Origin of the sequence: Streptomyces sp. NPDC003300 (assembly GCF_040610915.1) — a bacterium.
Taxonomy (GTDB): Bacteria; Actinomycetota; Actinomycetes; order Streptomycetales; family Streptomycetaceae; genus Actinacidiphila.
The window spans coordinates 142,553-161,904 of the sequence record NZ_JBEXNE010000006.1 but is presented as its reverse complement, the minus strand read 5'-3'; the positions used below and the strand labels follow the sequence as shown (position 1 = coordinate 161,904).

The window sequence follows — 19,352 nt, the reverse complement described above, 5'->3', positions numbered from 1 at the left end:
GCGCGTAGATATCGCGCTGCGCCCAACAATTTTCCGCCCGGCCATACAGTGCACACCCCTGCGTCTGCCATCGTTGCGCCATGGCTTCCCAAGCATTACCGGCGCGTGGCGCACGACTGGGCCGCCCGGTGCCGTCCGGGCTGGTGCCCGCGCCGAGGCAGCGCGAACACGATACCGGCGCCACGGTGCGCGCCGTCGTGCTCGCCCTGCCCGGCGGTGACGCGCTGAGCACCCGGCGCCGCTCCCCGGTGGCGGCGGCCGTCATGTGGCCGCTGGCCCGCCATCTCGTCCGCGAAGGGGCCGCCGACGGGGTGGCCGCGCACGTCGTGCACTACCGCTTCCGCGGCTGGAACGGCGGGCACGCGCATCCGGCGGAGGACGCCGAGTGGGCGGTCGGCGAGGCCGTACGGCGCTACGGTGACGTGCCCGTCTGCCTCGTCGGCATGGACATGGGCGCGCGGGCCGCCCTCCACGCCGCCGGTCATCCCGCCGTGACCTCCGTCGTCGCGCTCTCTCCGTGGCTGCCGCGCGGTGCCGAGCCCGAGCCGGTCAAGCAGCTCATCGGGCGGCGCGTGCTGCTCGTCCACGGCACCGAGGACGAGTCCACCGCGCCCGACATCTCCTACGGCTTCGCCGAACGCCTCAAGAACGTCAACCGCGACACCTGCCGCTTCGAGGTGCACTCCGACGGTCACGGCCTCCACCAGCACCGCAGCGAGGTCTTCGCCCTCACCTCCGATTTCGTCCTCGGCTCGCTTCTCGACCGGCCCCACGCCCGGCCCATCGCCGACGCCCTCGCGGCTCCGCCGCCTCTCGGCCTCCGCATGCCCCTGGCCTCCGGCTTCGGCAAGTCCCTCCGCGTCTGACCCGCCCCCTTACGGCCCCCTCAGGGGCGAGGCCCCTGTTCCCGCGCCTGGCGGAGGTACGTGCCCCGTAGGGGCTCGGGGAACTGCGCCGCGCGGACGGAGGTGAGTGCCCCGTAGGGGCGCGGGGAACTGCGCCGCGCGGACGGAGGTGAGTGCCCCGTAGGGGCGCGGGGAACTGCGCGGCCAGCCCACCACCGGCCGGTGGTCGCGAAACACACAGCGTCTGCCCCACTGGGGCGGTTTTTTACCCGCGCCGCCGTCGTGGCTGAGCGCGCAGTTCCCCGCGCCCCTAAAAACATGGGCTGGCGTCCCACGCCAAGGAACCGTACAGGGGCCGCGCCCCAAAGACGACGGGCTTCGCCCTCCGCAGGAGACCGGCTCAGGCCGGCAGAAGGGTGCCCGTCTGGGCGAGCAGGAAAGCACGGAAAGCGGCGACCGGGGGCGGGGCCGGGGCGCCGTCGAGCCAGGCGAGACCGATCTCGCGGACGGCACGTCGCCCGGTGAGGTCGAGTTCGACGACGCCGGGCCGGGGCACGGCCGGCGGGGGAAGGACGGCGACGCCGAGCCCGGCGGCGACCAGCCCCCGAAGCGTCTCGGCCTCCTCGCCCTCGAAGGCGACCCTCGGCGTGAACCCGGCCTCGGCGCACAAGGCGTCGGTGATGCGCCGCAGCCCGTAGCCCGGTTCGAGCGTGACGAACGCCTCGGCGGCGGCCTCGGCGAGCCGCACGCGCTTGCGGCCGGCCAGCCGGTGCCCGGCCGGGACGACGAGCCGCAGCCGCTGCTCGTCGAGTTTGCGGACGACGAGACCCGCCTCGTCCGGCGGCGGGGACGTCAGGCAGAGGTCGAGTTCGCCCAGCCGCAGGCGCTCCAGCATGGCCTCGCCGTACGTCTGCACGAGCTGGAAGCGGACGCGCGGATACTCGGCGCGGAAGGCGCGCAGGAGGGAGGGGACGGTCTCGGGCCCGAGCGTGTGGAGGAACCCGAAGGCGACCCGCCCGCTGTCGGGATCGGCGTCGAGGCGTACGGACTCGGCGGACCGTTCCACCTCGGCGAGCGCCCGCTCGGCGGCGGCGCGGAAGGTGACCCCGGCGCGGGTGAGGCGGACGGCGCGGCCGTGGCGGGCGAAGAGGGCGACACCGAGATCGGCTTCGAGGCGGGCCAGCGCGCGGCTGAGCGTCGACTGCGGCATGCCCAACTCCTGGGCGGCGCGCGTCACATGCTCGTGCCGCGCCACGGCCGCGAACTGCGCGAGGCGCGGTGCCAGCAGCGCGCCCCAGGACTCCGGGTCCGGCCCCGTACCGGCTGTGTCGGCCACCGTATATGCCCCCTCCACCTGCGCTCATGCACCAGTGCATCAATCATGCACGATCTGTGCATTGGACGCATAAATGTGGACGCCCCTACGGTCGTGACATGTCACACGCCGATACCGGGGCGGTCGCCGCGACCCGCGCGAACGCCCGAGCCCGAACGCAGGCCGCCACCACGGCCGATGACCGGCTCCGCCCCGGCTCCCCCGGCTACCGCCGCGCCAACCTCGCGCTGTTCGCCGCGGGACTGGCCACCTTCGCCCTGCTCTACTCCACGCAGGCGCTGCTGCCCGCCCTGTCCTCCGGCCTGTCGCTGAGCCCCGCGCGGGCCAGCCTCACCGTCTCGGCGACGACGGCCGCGCTGGCCGTCGCGCTCCTGCCGGTCAGCGCCCTCAGCGAGAAGTACGGCCGTACGCCGGTGATGACGGCCTCCGTCTTCGCCGCCTCGCTGCTCGCCCTCGCCGTGCCCTTCGCGCCCGACCTGGCCGTCCTCGTCGCGCTGCGCGCCGTGCAGGGCGTGGCGCTCGCCGGGCTGCCCGCGACCGCGATGGCGTATCTCGCCGAGGAAGTCCACCCGGCCGCCGTCCCCTCCGCGATCGGCCTGTACGTGGCGGGCAACTCCATCGGCGGCATGAGCTCGCGCGTCGTCGGCGGGGTCCTCTCCGAGGCGTTCGGCTGGCGCGCCGCGCTCTTCGCCGTCGGCCTGTCGGCGCTGGCCTGCGCGGTCGCCTTCCGGCTGCTCGTGCCGCCCGCCCGGCACTTCACGCCGGGACCCGTGCGTCCGGCCGCGCTGTGGCGCACGGTCACCGGGCACCTCGGCGACCCGCTGCTGCGCGGCCTCTACGCGATCGGCCTGCTCTTCATGGCGGTCTTCGGCGCCGTCTACACCGTCCTCGGCTACCGGCTGACCGCCGCGCCCTTCGGCCTCTCCCAGACCGCCGTCGGCGCGATCTTCCTCGTCTACCTCGTCGGTACGGCCGCCTCCGCCGCGTCCGGCGCGCTCCTCGCCCGTACGGGCCTGCGCGGCGCCTTCAGCGTCGCCGCCGTACTGTGCGCCGCCGGGCTGCTGCTCACCCTGTCCGGGTCCCTGGCCCTGATCCTGCTCGGGCTCGTCCTGGTCACGGCCGGTTTCTTCACCGGCCACTCGGCCGCCTCCGGCGCGGTCAGCCGGACGGCCCTCACGGGCCGCGCGCAGGCGTCCGCGCTCTACCTGACCGCGTACTACATCGGCAACAGCCTCGGCGGCACGCTCGGCGCCAGCGCGTTCCACGCCGGGGGGTGGGGCGCGACGGTGTCGCTCGCGCTGGCGACCGTCGGCGCCGTCGGGCTCGTCGCGGGCCTCGCGCTCAGGCGGCCGGGCGCCGCCACGCCGTGACGTCCAGCTTTCCGGTGGTGCCCAAGTCGACCATCATCGTCACGCGTTGGGGCGGGGCGTCCTTGACCGGCGTGATCTCCAGGTATTCGCCCGTGCTCGCCGCCACCGTGCTGTCCGTCACCGTGTTGCGCCACACCAGCACTGTCAACGCCCGCTGTCCCGGCCGCAGTTCGATACGTGTCGGGGCCGGGTCGTCGATGCCGGTCGTGATCGACAAGCCCTGATGGACCGTCACCTTCAGGCGCTCGCGCGCCTTGTCCAGGACATACGTCCGCGGGTAACCCTCCACCGTGCGCGGCGACTTCCCGCAGTTCGTCACGTAGACGGCCATCGCCCGCAGACCCATCGCGGCGTCCGGTTCCTCACCGGTGACGGCCAGGCCGCCCTCCGGACACGGCGGTTCCGTCACCACCGGCGCCGGCGCGGGGGGTGCCGCGTCCGTCGGCAGCCCCACGGCCGCCTCGGACCCCCCGTCCGTCCCGCACCCGCCTACCGCCAACACCGTTGCGGCCGCCGCCGCCACCGCCCACGTCCTCATCCCCACCATCCGCCGATCCTGACACATCCCCGGGGAGCCCCTCCGGGGCGGTGAGCCGATCTTCTACGGGGCGCGGCCCCGACGCCCCTTCCACCCGGGGCGGTGGGCCGATCCTGTAATGCGCTGGGGGCACCTCCCAGCGGTAGCTGGGGGAGGAACTGCGCGGCCCGCCCCCACCGGACCGGTGGTCCGGGGACAACCGAATTGCCCCGCTGGGGCCGGTGGTGACGTGCACGCACGTCGTGGCTGAGCGCGCAGTTCCCCGCGCCCCTAAAAACCAGGCCCTGCGCACGGGCACCGTGCCCCCCGGCAGGGCAATGTCGTGAGCGGGCCCGGTGCCGGGGCCTAGACGATGCGGTCGAGGATGATCGGGCGGGGGGAGAAGGAGGCACCCTCCGGGGCAACGGAGAAGGAGCCGTCGAGGGCTTCCTCCGCGTACGGGAACTTTTCCGGCGTGTCGGTGTGGAGGGTCAGGAGGGGCTGGCCCGCTACGACGGAGTCGCCCGGTTTGGCGTGCAGCTCGACCCCGGCCCCCGCCTGGACGGAGTCCTCCTTGCGGGCGCGGCCGGCGCCGAGCCGCCAGGCGGCGACGCCGACGGCGTAGGCGTCGAGGGAGGTGAGGACGCCGGAGGCGGGCGCGGGGACGACGAGGGTTTCGCGGGCCACCGGGAGCGGAGCGGAAGGGTCACCGCCCTGGGCGCGGATCATGCGGCGCCAGACGTCCATGGCGGAGCCGTCGGCGAGCGCCTTGGCGGGGTCGGCGTCGGGAAGCCCGGCGGCGGCCAGCATCTCGCGGGCGAGCGCCAGGGTCAGCTCGACGACATCGGCGGGGCCGCCACCGGCCAGCACCTCGACGGATTCGCGGACTTCGAGCGCGTTGCCCGCGGTGAGCCCGAGGGGTACGGACATGTCGGTGAGCAGGGCGACCGTGCGGACGCCGTGGTCGGTGCCGAGCCCGACCATGGTGGACGCCAACTCCCGTGCGTCCTCAAGGGACTTCATGAAGGCGCCGGAGCCGACCTTGACGTCGAGCACGAGCGACCCGGTGCCCTCGGCGATCTTCTTGGACATGATCGAGGAGGCGATCAGCGGGATGGCCTCGACCGTCCCGGTCACGTCGCGCAGCGCGTACAGCTTCTTGTCGGCGGGCGCGAGCCCGTCCCCGGCGGCGCAGATGACGGCGCCGACGTCGTCCAGGACGGCCAGCATCTCCTCGTTGGAGATCGAGGCGCGCCAGCCGGGGATGGATTCGAGCTTGTCGAGGGTGCCCCCGGTGTGGCCGAGGCCGCGCCCGGAGAGCTGCGGGACGGCGGCGCCGCACGCGGCGACCAGCGGGGCCAGCGGCAGCGTGATCTTGTCGCCGACGCCGCCGGTGGAGTGCTTGTCCGCGGTGGGGCGGGTGAGCGCCGAGAAGTCCATCCGCTCACCGGAGTTGATCATCGCGGCGGTCCAGCGGGCGATCTCGGCGCGGTCCATGCCGTTGAGCAGGATGGCCATGGCGAGCGCCGACATCTGCTCGTCGGCGACGGCACCGCGCGTGTAGGCGTCGATGACCCAGTCGATCTGGTCGTCGCTCAGCCTCTGGCGGTCCCGCTTGGTACGGATGACGGAAATGACGTCCACGAATAGTCCTAGCGGTCTGGCGGTTCAACCGCGTCAGCGGTTCAGGTCTTCCGGGCCGAACGCGTCCGGCAGGATCTCACTCATCGGCCGGATGCCGCCCGCGGTGTCGACCAGCAGGCCGGGGCCGCCGTTCTCCCACAGCAGTTGGCGGCACCGCCCGCACGGCATCAACAGGTTGCCGCGCAGGTCGGAGCAGGTGAAGGCGGTCAGTCTGCCGCCGCCCGAGGCGTGCAGCGCCGAGACCAGCCCGCACTCGGCGCACAGCGCGACCCCGTACGCGGCGTTCTCGACGTTGCAGCCGACGACCGTACGGACCGTGCCGTCGTCGGCGACGGCCAGCGCCGCGGCGCCGACCGGGAAACCGGAGTAGGGCGCGTACGCCTTCTCCATGATCTCCCGGGCGGCGGACCGCAGGCGGTCCCAGTCGACGGCGGCCGGGTCGGTGACGGGAGGCGTCATCCGCCCTCCCCCTTCCGGTACGGGACCCCGTCCGCCTTCGGCATGCGCAGCCGCTGTGCGGACAGGCCCATGACGAGCAGCGTGGCGACGTACGGCGTGGCCTGGACGACCTCGTCGGGGACGGAGTCGGTCAGCGCGTACCAGACGGCCAGCAGGACGGCGAAGCCCAGGGCGACGGCGGCGGGCACGTAGGACTTGCGGAAGAACTTCCAGGCGGCCATGGCCAGCAGCAGCAGCGCGAGCAGGAGCAGCAGGGCGTGCACGGAGGAGCTGCCGTTGCGGAGCTGGAGGCTGTCGGCGTATCCGAACAGGCCCGCGCCCATGGCGAGTCCGCCGGGGCGCCAGTTGCCGAAGATCATGGCGGCGAGACCGATGTAGCCGCGTCCGCCGGTCTGGCCCGCGAGGTAGAAGTGCGTGCCGATGGCGAGGAAGACGCCGCCGAGTCCGGCGAGGCCGCCGGAGACGATGACGGCCATGTACTTGTAGAAGTACACGTTGACGCCGAGGGATTCGGCGGCGACCGGGTTCTCGCCGCAGGACCGCAGCCGCAGGCCGAAGGCGGTGCGCCACAGCACGAAGAAGGTGGCGACGAAGAGCACCAGCGTGAGGATGGTCAGCGACGAGATGTGCGTGACCAGGCCGCCGAGGATGCCCGCCACGTCGGAGATCAGGAACCAGTGGTGGTTCTCGACGGTGGCCAGCCAGTGCGAGAGTCCGGGCACGGTGAAGGACTTGATGGAGTCCATCGGCGGGGACTGCTTGGGGCTGCCGCCCTTGGAGGCCGCCTCGCCGACGGTGAACCAGCGCTTGGCGAGGTACGCGGTGACGCCGGTGGCGAGGATGTTCATGGCGACACCGGCGATGATGTGGTCGACGCCGAAGGTGACGGTGACGATCGCGTGCACGAGGCCGCCCGCCGCGCCGCCGAGCACACCGGCCAGGACGGCGAGCCACGGGTCGGTCTGCCAGCCCACCGCCGCGCCGAAGAAGGCGCCGAGGATCATCATGCCCTCGAGGCCGATGTTGACCACACCGGCCCGCTCGGACCACAGACCGGCGAGTCCTGCCAGGCCGATCGGTACGGCGCCGGCGAGCGCTCCGGCGATCTGGCCGTCGGAGGTGATGTCGTTCGCGCCGGTGATGATCCGGACCAGGGAGACGACGATCAGCGCGGCGGCGATCATCAGCAGGATCACCGGGAAGGTGAGCTTGAGCCGGGGCGCCTTGCCGCCGTTGGTCACGCGCGGCGCGGCCGGCGGCGGGGTCTGGGTAGCGGTGGCAGTCACGCCGTCACCTCCTGCTTGTCGTCGGGGCCGGAGTCGGGGCCATTGCCGGTGCCGTTGCCTGAACCGTTGCCGGTGCCGGGGCCTGTTCCGTTGCCCGGACCGGACGCCGCGGCGAGTTCCGCGCCCACCTGGCGCTGCTGGCGGGTGATGCCGTAGCGGCGGACCAGTTCGTAGGCGATGACGACGGCCAGGACGATGACGCCCTGGATGACGCCGACGATCTCCTTGTCGTACCCCTCGAACTCCAGGCCGTTGGAGGCCCGCTCCAGGAAGGCCCAGAGCAGGGCGCCGATGCCGATGCCGATCGGGTTGTTGCGGCCGAGCAGGGCGACCGCGATACCGGTGAAGCCGATACCGGTCGGGAAGTCCGTGCCGTACTCGTACGACTGGTTGAGCAGGGTCGGCATGCCGACGAGTCCGGCCATCGCGCCGGAGATCAGCATGCTGGTGACGACCATCTTCTTGACACTGACGCCGCTGGCCTCGGCGGCGGACTCCGAGCGGCCGACCGCGCGCAGGTCGAAGCCGAAGCGGGTGCGCGAGAGCACGAACCAGTAGATGACACCGGCCAGCACCGCGAAGACGATGAAGCCGAAGACCGGGTCGGTGGAGGTGGTGAAGTTGAACAGGTGGCTGGAGGACGGCAGCGGCTTGGTGGAGATCATGTTCGCCGCTTTGTCGGTGACGCCGAGCCGTCCGTCGCGCAGGAAGTAGCCGATCACGATGCCCGCGAGGGAGTTCAGCATGATCGTGGAGATGACCTCGCTGACCCCCCGGGTCACCTTGAGGACACCCGCGATGGCCGCCCACAGCGCGCCGACGACCATGGCGGTGAGGATGATGACCGGGATCTGGATGATGCCGGGGATCGACATCGCGCCGCCCGCGGCGGCGGCGAAGAAGGCCGCGAGCCGGTACTGGCCGTCCACACCGATGTTGAACAGGTTCATCCGGAAGCCGACCGCCACCGCGAGACCCGCGAGGTAGTACGTGGTCGCCTTGTTGAGGATGTAGACCTGGCTGTCGGTCTTGCTGCCGTAGTTCACCATCACGTCGAACGCGTGGAACGGCTCCTTGCCGGTGGCCAGCAGCACCAGGGCGGTGACCACCAGCGCGCCGACGACGGCGAGCACGGGGGCGGCGACGCCCAGGGCCAGCCGGTCCTTGTCGAACTTCTTCATCGGTCCTCTCCCCCGAGCTTCTTGGGCCGGTCCTCTGAAACGGCCGAGGTGTCGGTCCCGGCCCCGTGTTCGAGATGGCCGCTGGCGGCACCGGTCATCGCGGATCCCAGCTCTTCCGGGGTGATGGTGGCGGGGTCGGCGTCGGCGACGAGCCGTCCCCGGTACATGACGCGCAGAGTGTCGGACAGGCCGATCAGCTCGTCGAGGTCGGCGGAGATCAGCAGCACCGCCAGACCCTCGCGGCGAGCCTCACGGATCTGGTCCCAGATCTGCGCCTGCGCGCCGACGTCCACGCCCCGGGTGGGGTGCGCGGCGATCAGCAGCTTGGGCAGGTGGCTCATCTCGCGGCCGACGATCAGCTTCTGCTGGTTGCCGCCGGACAGCGAGGCCGCGGTGACCTCGATGCCGGGGGTACGGACGTCGTACTCCGTGACGATCCGCTCGGTGTCGCGGCGGGCGGCGCCGGAGTCGATCAGGAAGCCGCGGCTGTTGGGGCGCTCGGTGACATGGCCGAGGATGCGGTTCTCCCACAGCGGCGCTTCCAGCAGCAGGCCGTGCCGGTGCCGGTCCTCGGGGATGTAGCCGATGCCGTCCTCGCGCCGCTTGCGGGTCGGCACGTGGGCGATGTCGCGGCCGTCGAGCACGAGGCCGCCGGAGTCCAGCTCCCGCATGCCCATGATGGCCTCGACCAGTTCGGCCTGGCCGTTGCCCTCGACGCCCGCGATGCCGAGGATCTCGCCCTTGTGGATGGTGAAGGAGATGTCGTCGAGCACCTTGCGCTCGATGCCGTCGAGGTCGACGGTGCCCAGCCGCAGCCCGTCCACGGTGAGCATCGGCTCGGTGGTGACGGTCGACTCGCGGGTCTCGGGCGAGGGCAGTTCGCTGCCGACCATCAGCTCGGCGAGCTGCTTGGCCGTGGTGGTCCCCGGGTCCGCCTCGCCGACGGTGGTGCCGCGCCGGATGACGGTGATGACGTCGGCGACCGACAGCACCTCGCCGAGCTTGTGCGAGATGAAGATGACGGTCAGGCCCTCGGCCTTCAGTCCGCGCAGGTTCTCGAAGAGCGCGTCGACCTCCTGCGGCACCAGGACGGCGGTCGGCTCGTCCAGGATCAGCGTGCGGGCGCCGCGGTAGAGGACCTTGAGGATCTCCACCCGCTGCCGGTCGGCGACGCCCAGGTCCTCGACCAGGACGTCGGGGCGTACGCCGAGGCCGTAGGCGTCGGACAGCTCCTTGATCCGGGCGCGGGCCCTGCCGCCGATGCCGTGCAGGCCCTCGCTGCCGAGGACGGTGTTCTCCAGCACGGTGAGGTTGTCGGCGAGCATGAAGTGCTGGTGCACCATGCCGATCCCGCGGGCGATGGCGTCGCCGGGGTCGCCGAGCGTCACCACCTCGCCGTCGATGGCGATGGTGCCCTCGTCGGGCTTCTGCATGCCGTAGAGGATCTTCATCAGGGTGGACTTGCCGGCGCCGTTCTCGCCCACGAGGGCGTGCACGGTGCCGCTGCGCACAGTGATGTCGATGTCGTGGTTGGCGACGACGCCGGGGAACCGCTTGGTGATGCCGCGCAGTTCGACGGCGGGCGGCGCGGCGGACCGGCCGGGGGCCGGGGCGGCGGGTGGACTCGTGGACGCGTTGATGACGCACTCTCCTGGGGGGAAAGGCTCGGAGCGGCAGGGCGGGTGGGGTGAAGGTATCGCGTGAACGTATCGCGGAAATGGCACTCTACGCGCGTAGTTGTGTTCATTCCACAGGCTGGGGACCACGGGATTCCGACAGGACGGTTCCTGGGATTTCCGGGTGTTCCCGGATGGTTCCGCACAGTGATCGAGGCTCGGCGGGGGGCGCCGCAGCATCCCCCCGCCGAGCCTCGCGAACCGGTTGTCGTACCGCCGGTCCAGCGGGGACCCGTGGCCGGGTCCCCGGCTTACGTCACGGCTTCGAGCTCACCTTGATCGCGCCCGAGACGATCTTCTGCTTGGCCGTGTCGAGCTGCGACTGGATGTCGGCGATGAAACCGCCGGACGTCGCCAGCGACACACCGTCGTTGGCCAGGTCGTACGTGTTGGTGCCGGTCTTGGCCTTGCCCTCGTGCACCGACTTGATCAGGTCGTACGTGGCCACGTCGACGTTCTTGACCGCCGAGGTCAGGATGTGGTCCTTGTACTTGGCCAGGGCCGGGTCCTCGTACTGGTCGGAGTCCACGCCGATCGCCCAGGCGCCGGCCTTGCCCGCCACCGCCTGGATCGCGCCGTCACCGGACAGACCGGCGGCGGTGTAGATCACGTCCACGCCGCTGTCGAGCATGCCCTGCGCCTTGCCCTGCGCCGACGTCGGGTCGTTGAAGCCCTTGGTGTCGGTCTCGTACAGGTACTGGCGGGTGAGCTGGACCGACGGCTTGGTGTCCTTGACGCCCTGGGCGAAGCCCGCGTCGAAGGTGCCGATCAGGGTGTTGTGCACACCGCCGATGAAGCCGACCTTGTTGGTCTTGGTCTTCAGGGCCGCGGCCACACCGGCGAGGTACGAGCTCTGCTCGGTGGCGAAGACCATGGAGTCGACGTTGGGCAGGTCCACGACCGAGTCGACGATGCCGAAGGTCACCTTGGGGTACTTCTTGGCGATCTTCGTGACCGAGTCGCCGTAGGTGAAGCCGACCGCCACGACGGGGTTGTAGCCGCCGCCCGCGAGGAGGTCGAGGCGCTGCTCGCGGTCGGACTCCGTCTCGCCGTTGCTGGCGGTCTGGTCCTTCGACCCGATCTTGAACTCCTTGACGGCCTTGTCCATGCCGCGGGCCGCGGAGTCGTTGAAGGAGTGGTCGCCACGGCCGCCGACGTCGAAGGCGAGACCGACGCCCTTGTCCTTGCCGCTGTCCGAGGAGCTGCTGCTGCCGCACGCGGTGGCAGTGAGCCCCAGAGTCGCGGACACCATACCCGCGACGATGATCTTGGATACCCGGCGCAAGAGGGTCCCCTTCAGTCTGAAGCGCCCCGTCCGGCGCTGGCTAAGCGGGAGCTTAACGCGCGTAGATGTCAGGTAAAGACCGAATGACGGCCCGTTATCGGATCGACGCATTTCAGCCAGGTGACGGACCGGTAGCGGGGGGTTCACCCGGTGTCAGGACAGCAGGACAGCCGCCGTGAAAAGCTCCACGCCGACCGCGATCGCCCCCTCGTCCACGTCGAAATCGCCCTGGTGCAGATCGCGCTTGGCGGTGTCGCCGACCGGCCGCACGCCGAGCCGGGCCAGCGCGCCCGGCACCCGCTCCAGATACCAGGAGAAGTCCTCGCCGCCCAGGCTCTGCTCGGTGTCCTCGACCGCGTGCAGGCCGTAGCGCGCGGTCATCGCGTCCCGCAGCAGCTCCACCGAGACCGCCTCGTTGACCACCGGCGGCACACCGCGCTGGTAGGTGATCTCGCACTTCGCCCGGTACATCGCCGTGATCTGGTCGATCACCTCGTGCACCAGGTCGGGTGCGTCGTGCCAGGCCGTCAGGTCCAGGCAGCGGACGGTGCCCTCCAGCTCCGCGTACTGCGGGATGACGTTGGCCGCGTGCCCGGCCTGGATGCGGCCCCACACGATGCTCAGCCCGGACCTGGGGTCCACGCGCCTGGCCAGTACGGCGGGCAGTTCGGCGGCGAGCTTCGCGGTGGCCATCACCAGGTCGGTGGTCAGATGCGGGCGGGCGCTGTGTCCGCCGGGGCCCTCCAGCGTCAGGGTCAGCCGGTCGGCGGCCGAGGTGATCGGCCCCTGGCGCAGCCCGATCCTGCCGACCTCCACCTTGGGGTCGCAGTGCACCGCGAGGATACGGTCGACGCCGTCGAGCACGTTCGCCTTGATCGCGTCCAGCGCGCCGCCGGGCATGATCTCCTCGGCCGCCTGGAACACCAGCCGCACCGGGCGCGGGAGCGTGCCCCGCTTGTCCAGCTCCGCGAGGACCAGGCCGGCGCCGAGCACGATCGTGGTGTGCACGTCGTGGCCGCACGCGTGCGCCCGGCCCTCGACCGTCGAGCGGTACTCCACGGTCTTGGTGTCGGGCACCGGCAGCGCGTCCAGGTCGGCGCGCAGGGCGAGGCGGGGGCGCTGGGGGCGTGCCGCGCCGCTGTCGCCGCCGTTGCCGCTGTCGTCCGTGTCGCCGATGTCGCACACCAGTCCGGTCCCGCCGGGCAGCACCCGCGGACTCAGCCCCGCGCGCTCCAGCCGCGCCCTGATCTGCTCGGTCGTCCGGAACTCCTGCCGCCCCAGTTCGGGGTTCCTGTGCAGGTCACGGCGGAAGGCGATCAGCTCGGCGCGCAGTGCGTCGTCCACGACGGTCTCGGCGAGACCGGACAGCACAGCCGCGGTCAGCCCGTCGGACGGCGGTGTAGGTGAATCGTTCACCTCAGTCAGCGTAGGGCCCATCACCGGCTCCTCTTACGTGATCGGGAAAGTTTTTGTCCTGCGGGAGGAGAAGAAGTCGCCCGATCGGCGCATACCCAGTCACCCTCGGGGGTAAGAAAACTTTTTAGGTCTCTTACACCCATACTGGCTCAACGAGCCGTCCCACGCGAGGCAACGCGACCGTCTCCGACGACCCCCGCCTCACGGGTGAGACCCCTCACCTTACGACCCTCGTGTTACGGCAACGTGTGCCGCCCGAGTGTTCCGCGCCCCACGCCCCATGCCCCGCACCTCCGCCGCCCACCGCGCCCGGCTGCGCGCCCAACGCGGCGGTTACTCTCGCGACATGGGCGACTTCCTTCAGGTGAGCACTGCTACGGAAACTCGTGACCAGGCGGTGGAGTTGGCCGCGTCCGCGGTGCGTGAGCGTCTGGCCGCGGGGGCGCAGGTCGTCGGGCCGGTGACATCGGTGTTCTGGCACCTGGGGAAGTTCGGTACCGGGGAGGAGTGGCGGTTGCTGCTGACCACCCGGGCGGAGCGGTACCAGGCCCTCGAAGATCATCTGTTGCGGCACCATCCGTGGGACAACCCCGAGGTGTCGGCGGTGCCGATCGTCGCCGGTTCGGAGGCGTCCTTCCGGTGGATCGAGACGAACACCACGCCCGAAGCGGCTTCGTAACCCTCAGACCGCTGCCTTCTCCAGCACGTCCGCCACCGCGGCGACATCACGGTGCCGCGCGAGCCGCTCCACAAACGGTGCGAGGCGCTGCTTCGGACGGACGGATGCGACCCCGTTGGCGAGGTCGAGCGCGCGGCCGGTGACCTTGGCGGCCTGTTCGATCTCTCCGGCGGTCAGGTAGGAGGCGGCCAGCCACGACAGGTAGAGCGCTTTGTCGCGGGCGTGGCTGTCGTCGTACCCGGCCAGTGCTGCCTGCAGCACGGGCACGGCGCGCAGCGGACGGCGCAGTTCGCTCCAGCAGCGGCCGGACATGATCTGGAGTTCGTTGCTGTCGACCCATGCCACCCAGTCGGGTTGGGGCGCGGCGCCGACGTCGGCCAGTGCTTCCTCGGCGTGGCTGAGCGCCTTCTCCGCTTCCGTGGCGAGTCCCGCGACGGCGCAGGCCCACGCCAACCGCTCGTGGAGCAGGGCTCGCACCCCGGCCGGGGCGTCGGGTGTGAGGGTCCGGCAGGAACGCGCGGCGATCTCCACTCCGGCTTTCCGGTCGCCGGCCACGGTCTGGTAGGCGGTGTGGCGATCGCTGGGGTCGTTCGCGTTCACCGTCGCCACGCCCGCCCGCGTGTATCTCTACGAAGCGCGCGGCCTGAGTTGTGGTCCGCAGGAACTCGCGGAAAGCGAAGCGGACTTCGCGCTCGGGTGGTGGTCCATGGGAGAGGCTTTGCGCGCCGCCGGAGACGGTCGGTTTCTGTTGCCCGCGGGGCCGCTCGCGCTGTTGCTGGCGGACCGGGCGGGGGCTCAGGGGGCTCAGGTGTCGGAGGGGCGGGGGCCCAGGAGGCGGGTGTAGAGGTCGAGGAGGGGGGCGGACTCGGTCTGCCAGGACCATTGGCGGAGGATGTCGGTGCGGTCGTATGCCTTGCGGTAGCGGCGCGGGTTGGTGAGGACGGCGCCGACCGCGCGGACGAAGTCGGCGGTGTCGCGGGCGCGGAAGACCTCGCCGTTGCCGAGTTCGAGGGTGGCGGCGGCCATGGCGCGGACGTCGCTGACGACCACGGGCAGCCGGGCGTGGGCGTATTCGAAGTAGCGGGTGGCCAGCACCGTTTGGTGGTGCGGGAGTTGGTGGACGGGCAGGACGCCGATGTCGGCGGACGCGAGGAAGCGCGGGATCTCGGCGACGGGGACGTACGGGAGGACGTGCAGCCGTCCGTGGACGCCGAGTTGGGCGGCGCGCTCGCGCAGCTCGCGCAGGTGCGGGTGGCCGGGGTCGGGCACGACGAAGGCGGCGTGCAGGTCGTACAGCTTGGGCAGCGCCTCCACGACGGTGGCCGGGCCGCGGTCCGGGGTGACGGGTCCTGTGTGCACCAACAGCGGGATGTCGGGCGCCAGATGGCAGCGCGCCCTGATGCCCGCGGGGTGTGCGGCGACGGAGGCGGCGGCCAGCGGCGGGGCGTTGCGGACTACGGCGGGCGTGGCCGACAGCCGGTGCCGTGCGCGCAACTCCCTTGCCAGGCCCTCGCCGACGGTGACGACGCCGTCGGCCTCGGGCGCGAAGGTCCGTTCGTACGCCTCGCCCGCCACGGCCGCGCGGCGGGAGGCGGCCGGGGTGCGCGGCGGCGCGTCCCACACGACCTCGATACGGTGCCCCGCCCCTTCGGCCCGCAGCGCCGCGCGGGTGGCGACGCCGAGCGCCCGGTGGCCGAGCGCGTGGATCAGATGCGGGCGGACGGCGTCCAGCACCGGGCCGTACGCGACCTCCTCGTCCAGCAGGCCGGGGTCGAGGCGGCGCCACGCGCGGCGGCCGAGCAGCAGCCGCAGCGTCTCGGTGACGAAGTTGTCCAGCCGGGCCGTCGGGCTTTTGCGGCGGCGGACCGCCGCCAGGTACTGCGCCGCGCGCAGCCGTGTCCATCCGGCCCGCAGTCCGTGCCGCAGCCACGCCAGCGCGTGGCCCGTGCGGGCCGCCGCGAGCAGCGGCAACGCCCGGTGCACGACGTCCAGTTCGGCGGTGCGGGTGACCAGCACCGCGCGCTCGGCCGTCACCAGTGCCGTGCGGTGGTCGTACGCCGCCGCGCTCCGGTACGCCAGCGGCCAACGCAGCCCGGGTCTCGGCCGCCGCACCCGGTGCGCGCCGAGTACGCCGCGCACGGCGACCTTCCGTACGTCCACGCCCTTCGGCGTCACCGTCGCCGGTGCCCTGCCGATCAGCGTGACCCGATAGCCCGCCGCCCGCGCCGCGTCCGCCACCCTCAGGGCACGCGAGTCGCCGTCCAATCCACCGGGGTCGCCTCCGGCGAGGATCGCTACGTGGGCCGGGGCCCTTAAACCCTCCGTCATTCCCGAAGCCAACCTCACGGGGGTGATCATTTGGTTACGTCAGCCTTGACGTGAGGCGAACGAGGCTGGGCCGCCGCCCCGTTGGCCCCACCGGCCGGTGGTCAGACAACAGCCGAATCGCCCCGCTGGGGCCGGGGGTGACGTGCAGCCACGTCTCGGCCGCCCGCGCAGTTCCTCCCCCAGATACCGCTGGGAGGTGCCCCCAGCGCCCCAAAAAGATCGGCTCGCCCCACAGCGTCAGCGCGGTTCGCGGCGGCGCGGAGTTGTGGCCGCCCAGAGGAGGAGAGCGGCCAGGCTCAGGGCGGCGCCGAGGGCGCAGACGGCGGGCCAGCCCGCGGCGGCGTAGAGGGTGGTGGCGGCGAAGGCGCCGGAGGCGCTGCCGAGGGAGTAGAAGACCATGTACCCGCCGATGAGGCGGCTGCCGGCTTCGGGGCGGAAGGCGTGGACCAGGGTCTGGTTGGTGACGTGGACGGCCTGTACGGCGAGGTCGAGGACGATGACGCCGACAGCGAGGGCCCAGAGGGACTGGCGGGTGAAGGCGAGAGGCAGCCAGGAGACGGTGAGCAGGGTCAGGGCGATGCCGGTGGTGCGCTGGGACAGGCCGCGGTCGTTGAGGCGGCCGGCCGCGGTGGCGGCCAGGGCGCCGGCGGCCCCGGCCAGGCCGAAGGCGCCGATCGCGGTGTGGGACAAGGAGAGCGGGGGTTCGCTGAGCGGCAGCGCGACGCTGCTCCACAGGACGCTGAAGGCGGCGAAGACCAGGAGCGCGAGCAGGGCTCGTATCCGGAGCAGGCGTTCCCGCGCGAACAGCGTGACGGTGGAGCGCAGCAGCCGCCCGTATCCCCCGGACGTTCGCGGAGCGCCGGGACGGGACGGCAGCAGGCGGTGCAGGGCCAGGGCGAGCGCGCAGGTCAGGACGGCGGAGGTGAGGTAGACCGAGCGCCAGCCCGCGAGGTCGGCCAGGACGCCGGAGGCGGTACGGGCGAGCAGGATGCCGGTGACCACGCCGCTGGTCACCAGGCCGACGACGCGCCCGCGTTCGCCGGGCGGAGCCAGCGACGCGGCGAAGGCGACGAGCGTCTGGGTGACGACCGCGAGCAGTCCCACGGCGGCGAGCCCCACGAGCAGGAGCGCCGCGTCGCCCGCCGTGCCGACCGCCGTCAACGCCCCTGCCAGGAGCAGGAGTTGTGCCACGACGAGGCGTCTGCCGTCGAGCAGGTCGCCGAGCGGTACGAGGAAGAAGAGGCCGAGGCCGTAACCGACCTGGGTCAGGGTCACGATCGCGCCGACCGTCGCCGTACCGATCGAGAAGTCGCGGCCCATGGTGACCAGGAGGGGCTGCGCGAAGTAGACGTTGGCCACGGAGGTGCCGCAGGCGACCGCGAAGAGCAGGGTGATGCCTCGGGTCAGCGTGAATCCGGGTTTCGCCGCGCCGGGCCCCGCGCTCCGCGCCGTATCGACAGGAACGGCCTCGCCCACGACCTCGCACGCTCTTCCCACGCCACGCCCTCCCTCGCTGGTTTCATCTTGCCACCAGGTGGACCATAGGCCGATCCGGTAGCATGATGCAACCAGGACGGAACACGTCACAGAGGGAGGGCGACATGGTGGAGCGGACCCGCTTCGACGACAGCGACTGCCCCGTCGCGCGCTCGGTCGACACCATCGGGGACTGGTGGTCCCTGCTGATCGTGCGGGACGCCTTCGACGGCAGCCGCCGCTTCGGGGAGTTCCAGCGCGGTCTCGGCGTCGCGAAGAACATCCTCACCGCGCGCCTGCGCTCGCTGGTCGCCGCCGGGGTGCTCGACACCGTCCCCGCCTCGGACGGCAGCGCCTACCGCGAGTACGTACTGACGCCGAAGGGCAAGGATCTGTTCCCCGTCGTCGTCGCGCTGCGGCAGTGGGGCGAGCGCAATCTCTTCGCCCCCGACGAGCCGCACTCGGAGCTGACCGACCTCCGCCAGGGACGTCCCCTGCGCACGCTGGAGGTCCACGCCGCGGACGGGCGGCGGCTCGACGCCGACGACACCGCCGTCACCAAAGTCACCAAAGTCCCCTGAGGCGGCGGGACTTGAGCCGGACCCGGGGCCCTGGGGCTCAGGCCGGACCCGGGACTTGAGCCCGACCCGGGGACCTGGGACTCAGGCGGGACCCGGGACTCAGGCCGGGCTCGGGGACTCGGCCCCGTTCAGGCCGTGCAGGTCACGGGCCGAGTGGTTGATGCCGGTCAGGAAGGTGTGGGCGCGCGGCGAGGCGGCGGCCGTCAGCCACTCCTGGTCGATGTCGATGACGACGATACGGACTCCCGTACCGCCGAGCGCGAGCGGCAGCGTGTGCACGACCGTGGAGGGGAAGGACAGGACGGTCCGGCCGATCGGGCCGCGGCGGGCGACGAGTTCGAGCGGGAGGTCGGGCCGGACGATCTCCAGGCCGGTCTCGGCGGCGAGCCGGTGGAGCTTGTCGACGGCCTCGCGGCGGTGGGCGAAGTACCGCTTCGCGCCGTGCCGTTCGGCGAGCGAGCGGACGACGGCGAGGTACCGCTCGGGGTCGACGACACCGGTCTCGACGAGGGAGGTGCCGATCAGGTCGGTGCCCGCCAGCGTGCGCGGCGGCCCGAAGCGGCTGCGGGTCCAGGCGAAGCGGTTGGTGCGCAGCGCCATCCCCGGAGGCGGCGTCGCGGGCATCGCGCTGAAGAGTTCGACATGGCGCCGCTTGCCGGGCGTCAGGCGGCGGCGGGCCGCGGAGGAGAAGATCCCGAAGGCCGCGTCGACGGGCGAACGGCGCCGCCCCGAGCGGTGCCAGCGCACCAACCGGCCGCCTCTGGAGAGGATTTCGGTGAACTCCATGGTCGCGGTGCCGTCGTCCACGACGGTCAGCTCACGGGCGCGGCACAGCGGGAGCAGCACCTGGACGAGGCGTGAGAACGGGTCGCCGATCACGAGGTGCTCGACCCGGAAGAGCAGCGGCGCGAGCGAGACCGCCGTACGCAGGAGGCCGCCGCGGCTGCCGCGGGCCTCGAACCAGCGGACCACCGCGCCCTCGTCGCGGGCGAGTTCGGCCATGCGGCGCAGTTGGCCGCGGCTGGTGGGGTCGACCGGGGACAGGACGACGACGGTGAGCGGTCGCGCGACCGGTTCCGGTCCGGCGGGTACCGCCGGTTCACCGGTGGTGCGGGCGGCGGGGACGGTGGGCGGATGGATGTGCGCCCACTCCAGGACGTTGAGGAGCTGGACGGGTGACTCGACGAGCGCGACGGCGCCGATACCCGGTGCGGGCACCTGCCCGGCCGCGACTGCGGGCTTACCGGTCATGGCCGTTCCCCTTTTCCTCTGC

Annotated in this window: 17 protein-coding genes; 4 read left to right on the top strand and 13 right to left on the bottom strand. The window is 72.1% G+C overall.

Translation table 11 applies throughout. The features are described from left to right. Positions 1-80: 80 nt before the first annotated feature. Positions 81-866: an alpha/beta hydrolase gene (locus ABZX65_RS11640; protein WP_355336899.1), complete on the top strand. Its 786-nt coding sequence runs from the start codon at positions 81-83 to the stop codon at positions 864-866. A gap of 379 nt (positions 867-1,245) precedes the next feature. On the opposite strand, the gene ABZX65_RS11635 is transcribed toward ABZX65_RS11640, so the two are convergent. Then, complete coding sequence (locus ABZX65_RS11635; protein WP_355336898.1) at positions 1,246-2,181, bottom strand: LysR family transcriptional regulator; 936 nt, start codon at positions 2,179-2,181, stop codon at positions 1,246-1,248. Positions 2,182-2,279: 98 nt separating this feature from the next. On the opposite strand from ABZX65_RS11635, the gene ABZX65_RS11630 reads away from it, so the two are divergent. Further along, the gene (locus ABZX65_RS11630) at positions 2,280-3,551 is read left to right on the top strand and encodes an MFS transporter (RefSeq protein WP_355336897.1); all 1,272 of its coding nucleotides are present in this window, start codon (positions 2,280-2,282) and stop codon (positions 3,549-3,551) included. Here the strand turns inward: ABZX65_RS11630 and ABZX65_RS11625 are convergent. The 8 genes from ABZX65_RS11625 to ABZX65_RS11590 form a co-directional block, all read right to left on the bottom strand. Beyond that, positions 3,523-3,960: a DUF4232 domain-containing protein gene (locus ABZX65_RS11625; RefSeq protein WP_355336896.1), complete on the bottom strand. Its 438-nt coding sequence runs from the start codon at positions 3,958-3,960 to the stop codon at positions 3,523-3,525. The genes ABZX65_RS11630 and ABZX65_RS11625 overlap by 29 nt on opposite strands. Positions 3,961-4,434: 474 nt before the next feature. Next, complete coding sequence (locus tag ABZX65_RS11620) at positions 4,435-5,712, bottom strand: thymidine phosphorylase (RefSeq protein WP_355336895.1); 1,278 nt, start codon at positions 5,710-5,712, stop codon at positions 4,435-4,437. Between the two features lie 33 nt (positions 5,713-5,745). Then, positions 5,746-6,171 (bottom strand): cytidine deaminase, encoded by a 426-nt coding sequence (locus tag ABZX65_RS11615; RefSeq protein ID WP_355336894.1) that lies wholly within the window; start codon positions 6,169-6,171, stop codon positions 5,746-5,748. Beyond that, positions 6,168-7,457, bottom strand: coding sequence for an ABC transporter permease (locus tag ABZX65_RS11610; RefSeq protein WP_355336893.1), 1,290 nt, complete (start codon positions 7,455-7,457; stop codon positions 6,168-6,170). Before ABZX65_RS11610 ends, ABZX65_RS11615 begins: the two co-directional genes overlap by 4 nt. After that, entirely contained in the window at positions 7,454-8,638 is a 1,185-nt protein-coding gene (locus ABZX65_RS11605) for an ABC transporter permease (protein WP_355336892.1), read from the bottom strand. Before ABZX65_RS11605 ends, ABZX65_RS11610 begins: the two co-directional genes overlap by 4 nt. Next, on the bottom strand, positions 8,635-10,278 hold the full coding sequence (locus ABZX65_RS11600) for an ABC transporter ATP-binding protein (RefSeq protein ID WP_355337210.1): 1,644 nt from the start codon (positions 10,276-10,278) through the stop codon (positions 8,635-8,637). Before ABZX65_RS11600 ends, ABZX65_RS11605 begins: the two co-directional genes overlap by 4 nt. A gap of 292 nt (positions 10,279-10,570) precedes the next feature. Beyond that, a complete protein-coding gene (locus tag ABZX65_RS11595; protein ID WP_355336891.1) occupies positions 10,571-11,599 on the bottom strand; it encodes a BMP family ABC transporter substrate-binding protein in 1,029 nt (342 codons plus the stop codon). A 153-nt stretch (positions 11,600-11,752) separates the two neighbouring features. Further along, complete coding sequence (locus ABZX65_RS11590; RefSeq protein ID WP_355337209.1) at positions 11,753-12,982, bottom strand: amidohydrolase; 1,230 nt, start codon at positions 12,980-12,982, stop codon at positions 11,753-11,755. A 379-nt stretch (positions 12,983-13,361) separates the two neighbouring features. Between ABZX65_RS11590 and cutA the strand changes: the two genes are divergently transcribed. Beyond that, positions 13,362-13,694 carry a divalent-cation tolerance protein CutA gene (gene cutA / locus ABZX65_RS11585; RefSeq protein ID WP_355336890.1) on the top strand — a complete coding sequence of 111 codons (333 nt, stop codon included), beginning with the start codon at positions 13,362-13,364 and terminating at the stop codon, positions 13,692-13,694. 3 nt (positions 13,695-13,697) lie between these two features. Here cutA and ABZX65_RS11580 read toward each other — a convergent pair whose 3' ends face one another. From ABZX65_RS11580 to ABZX65_RS11570, 3 genes are all read right to left on the bottom strand, one after another. Then, positions 13,698-14,303, bottom strand: a complete 606-nt coding sequence (locus ABZX65_RS11580) for a hypothetical protein (protein WP_355336889.1) — start codon at positions 14,301-14,303, stop codon at positions 13,698-13,700. A gap of 195 nt (positions 14,304-14,498) precedes the next feature. Further along, positions 14,499-15,932 carry a glycosyltransferase gene (locus ABZX65_RS11575; RefSeq protein ID WP_355336888.1) on the bottom strand — a complete coding sequence of 478 codons (1,434 nt, stop codon included), beginning with the start codon at positions 15,930-15,932 and terminating at the stop codon, positions 14,499-14,501. Between the two features lie 327 nt (positions 15,933-16,259). Beyond that, complete coding sequence (locus tag ABZX65_RS11570; protein WP_355337207.1) at positions 16,260-17,429, bottom strand: MFS transporter; 1,170 nt, start codon at positions 17,427-17,429, stop codon at positions 16,260-16,262. A gap of 194 nt (positions 17,430-17,623) precedes the next feature. Here ABZX65_RS11570 and ABZX65_RS11565 point away from each other — a divergent pair, with 194 nt between their 5' ends. Further along, positions 17,624-18,079, top strand: coding sequence for a helix-turn-helix domain-containing protein (locus ABZX65_RS11565; protein WP_355336887.1), 456 nt, complete (start codon positions 17,624-17,626; stop codon positions 18,077-18,079). A 99-nt stretch (positions 18,080-18,178) separates the two neighbouring features. Here ABZX65_RS11565 and ABZX65_RS11560 read toward each other — a convergent pair whose 3' ends face one another. Then, entirely contained in the window at positions 18,179-19,330 is a 1,152-nt protein-coding gene (locus ABZX65_RS11560) for a hypothetical protein (RefSeq protein WP_355336886.1), read from the bottom strand. Between the last annotated feature and the right edge of the window lie 22 nt (positions 19,331-19,352).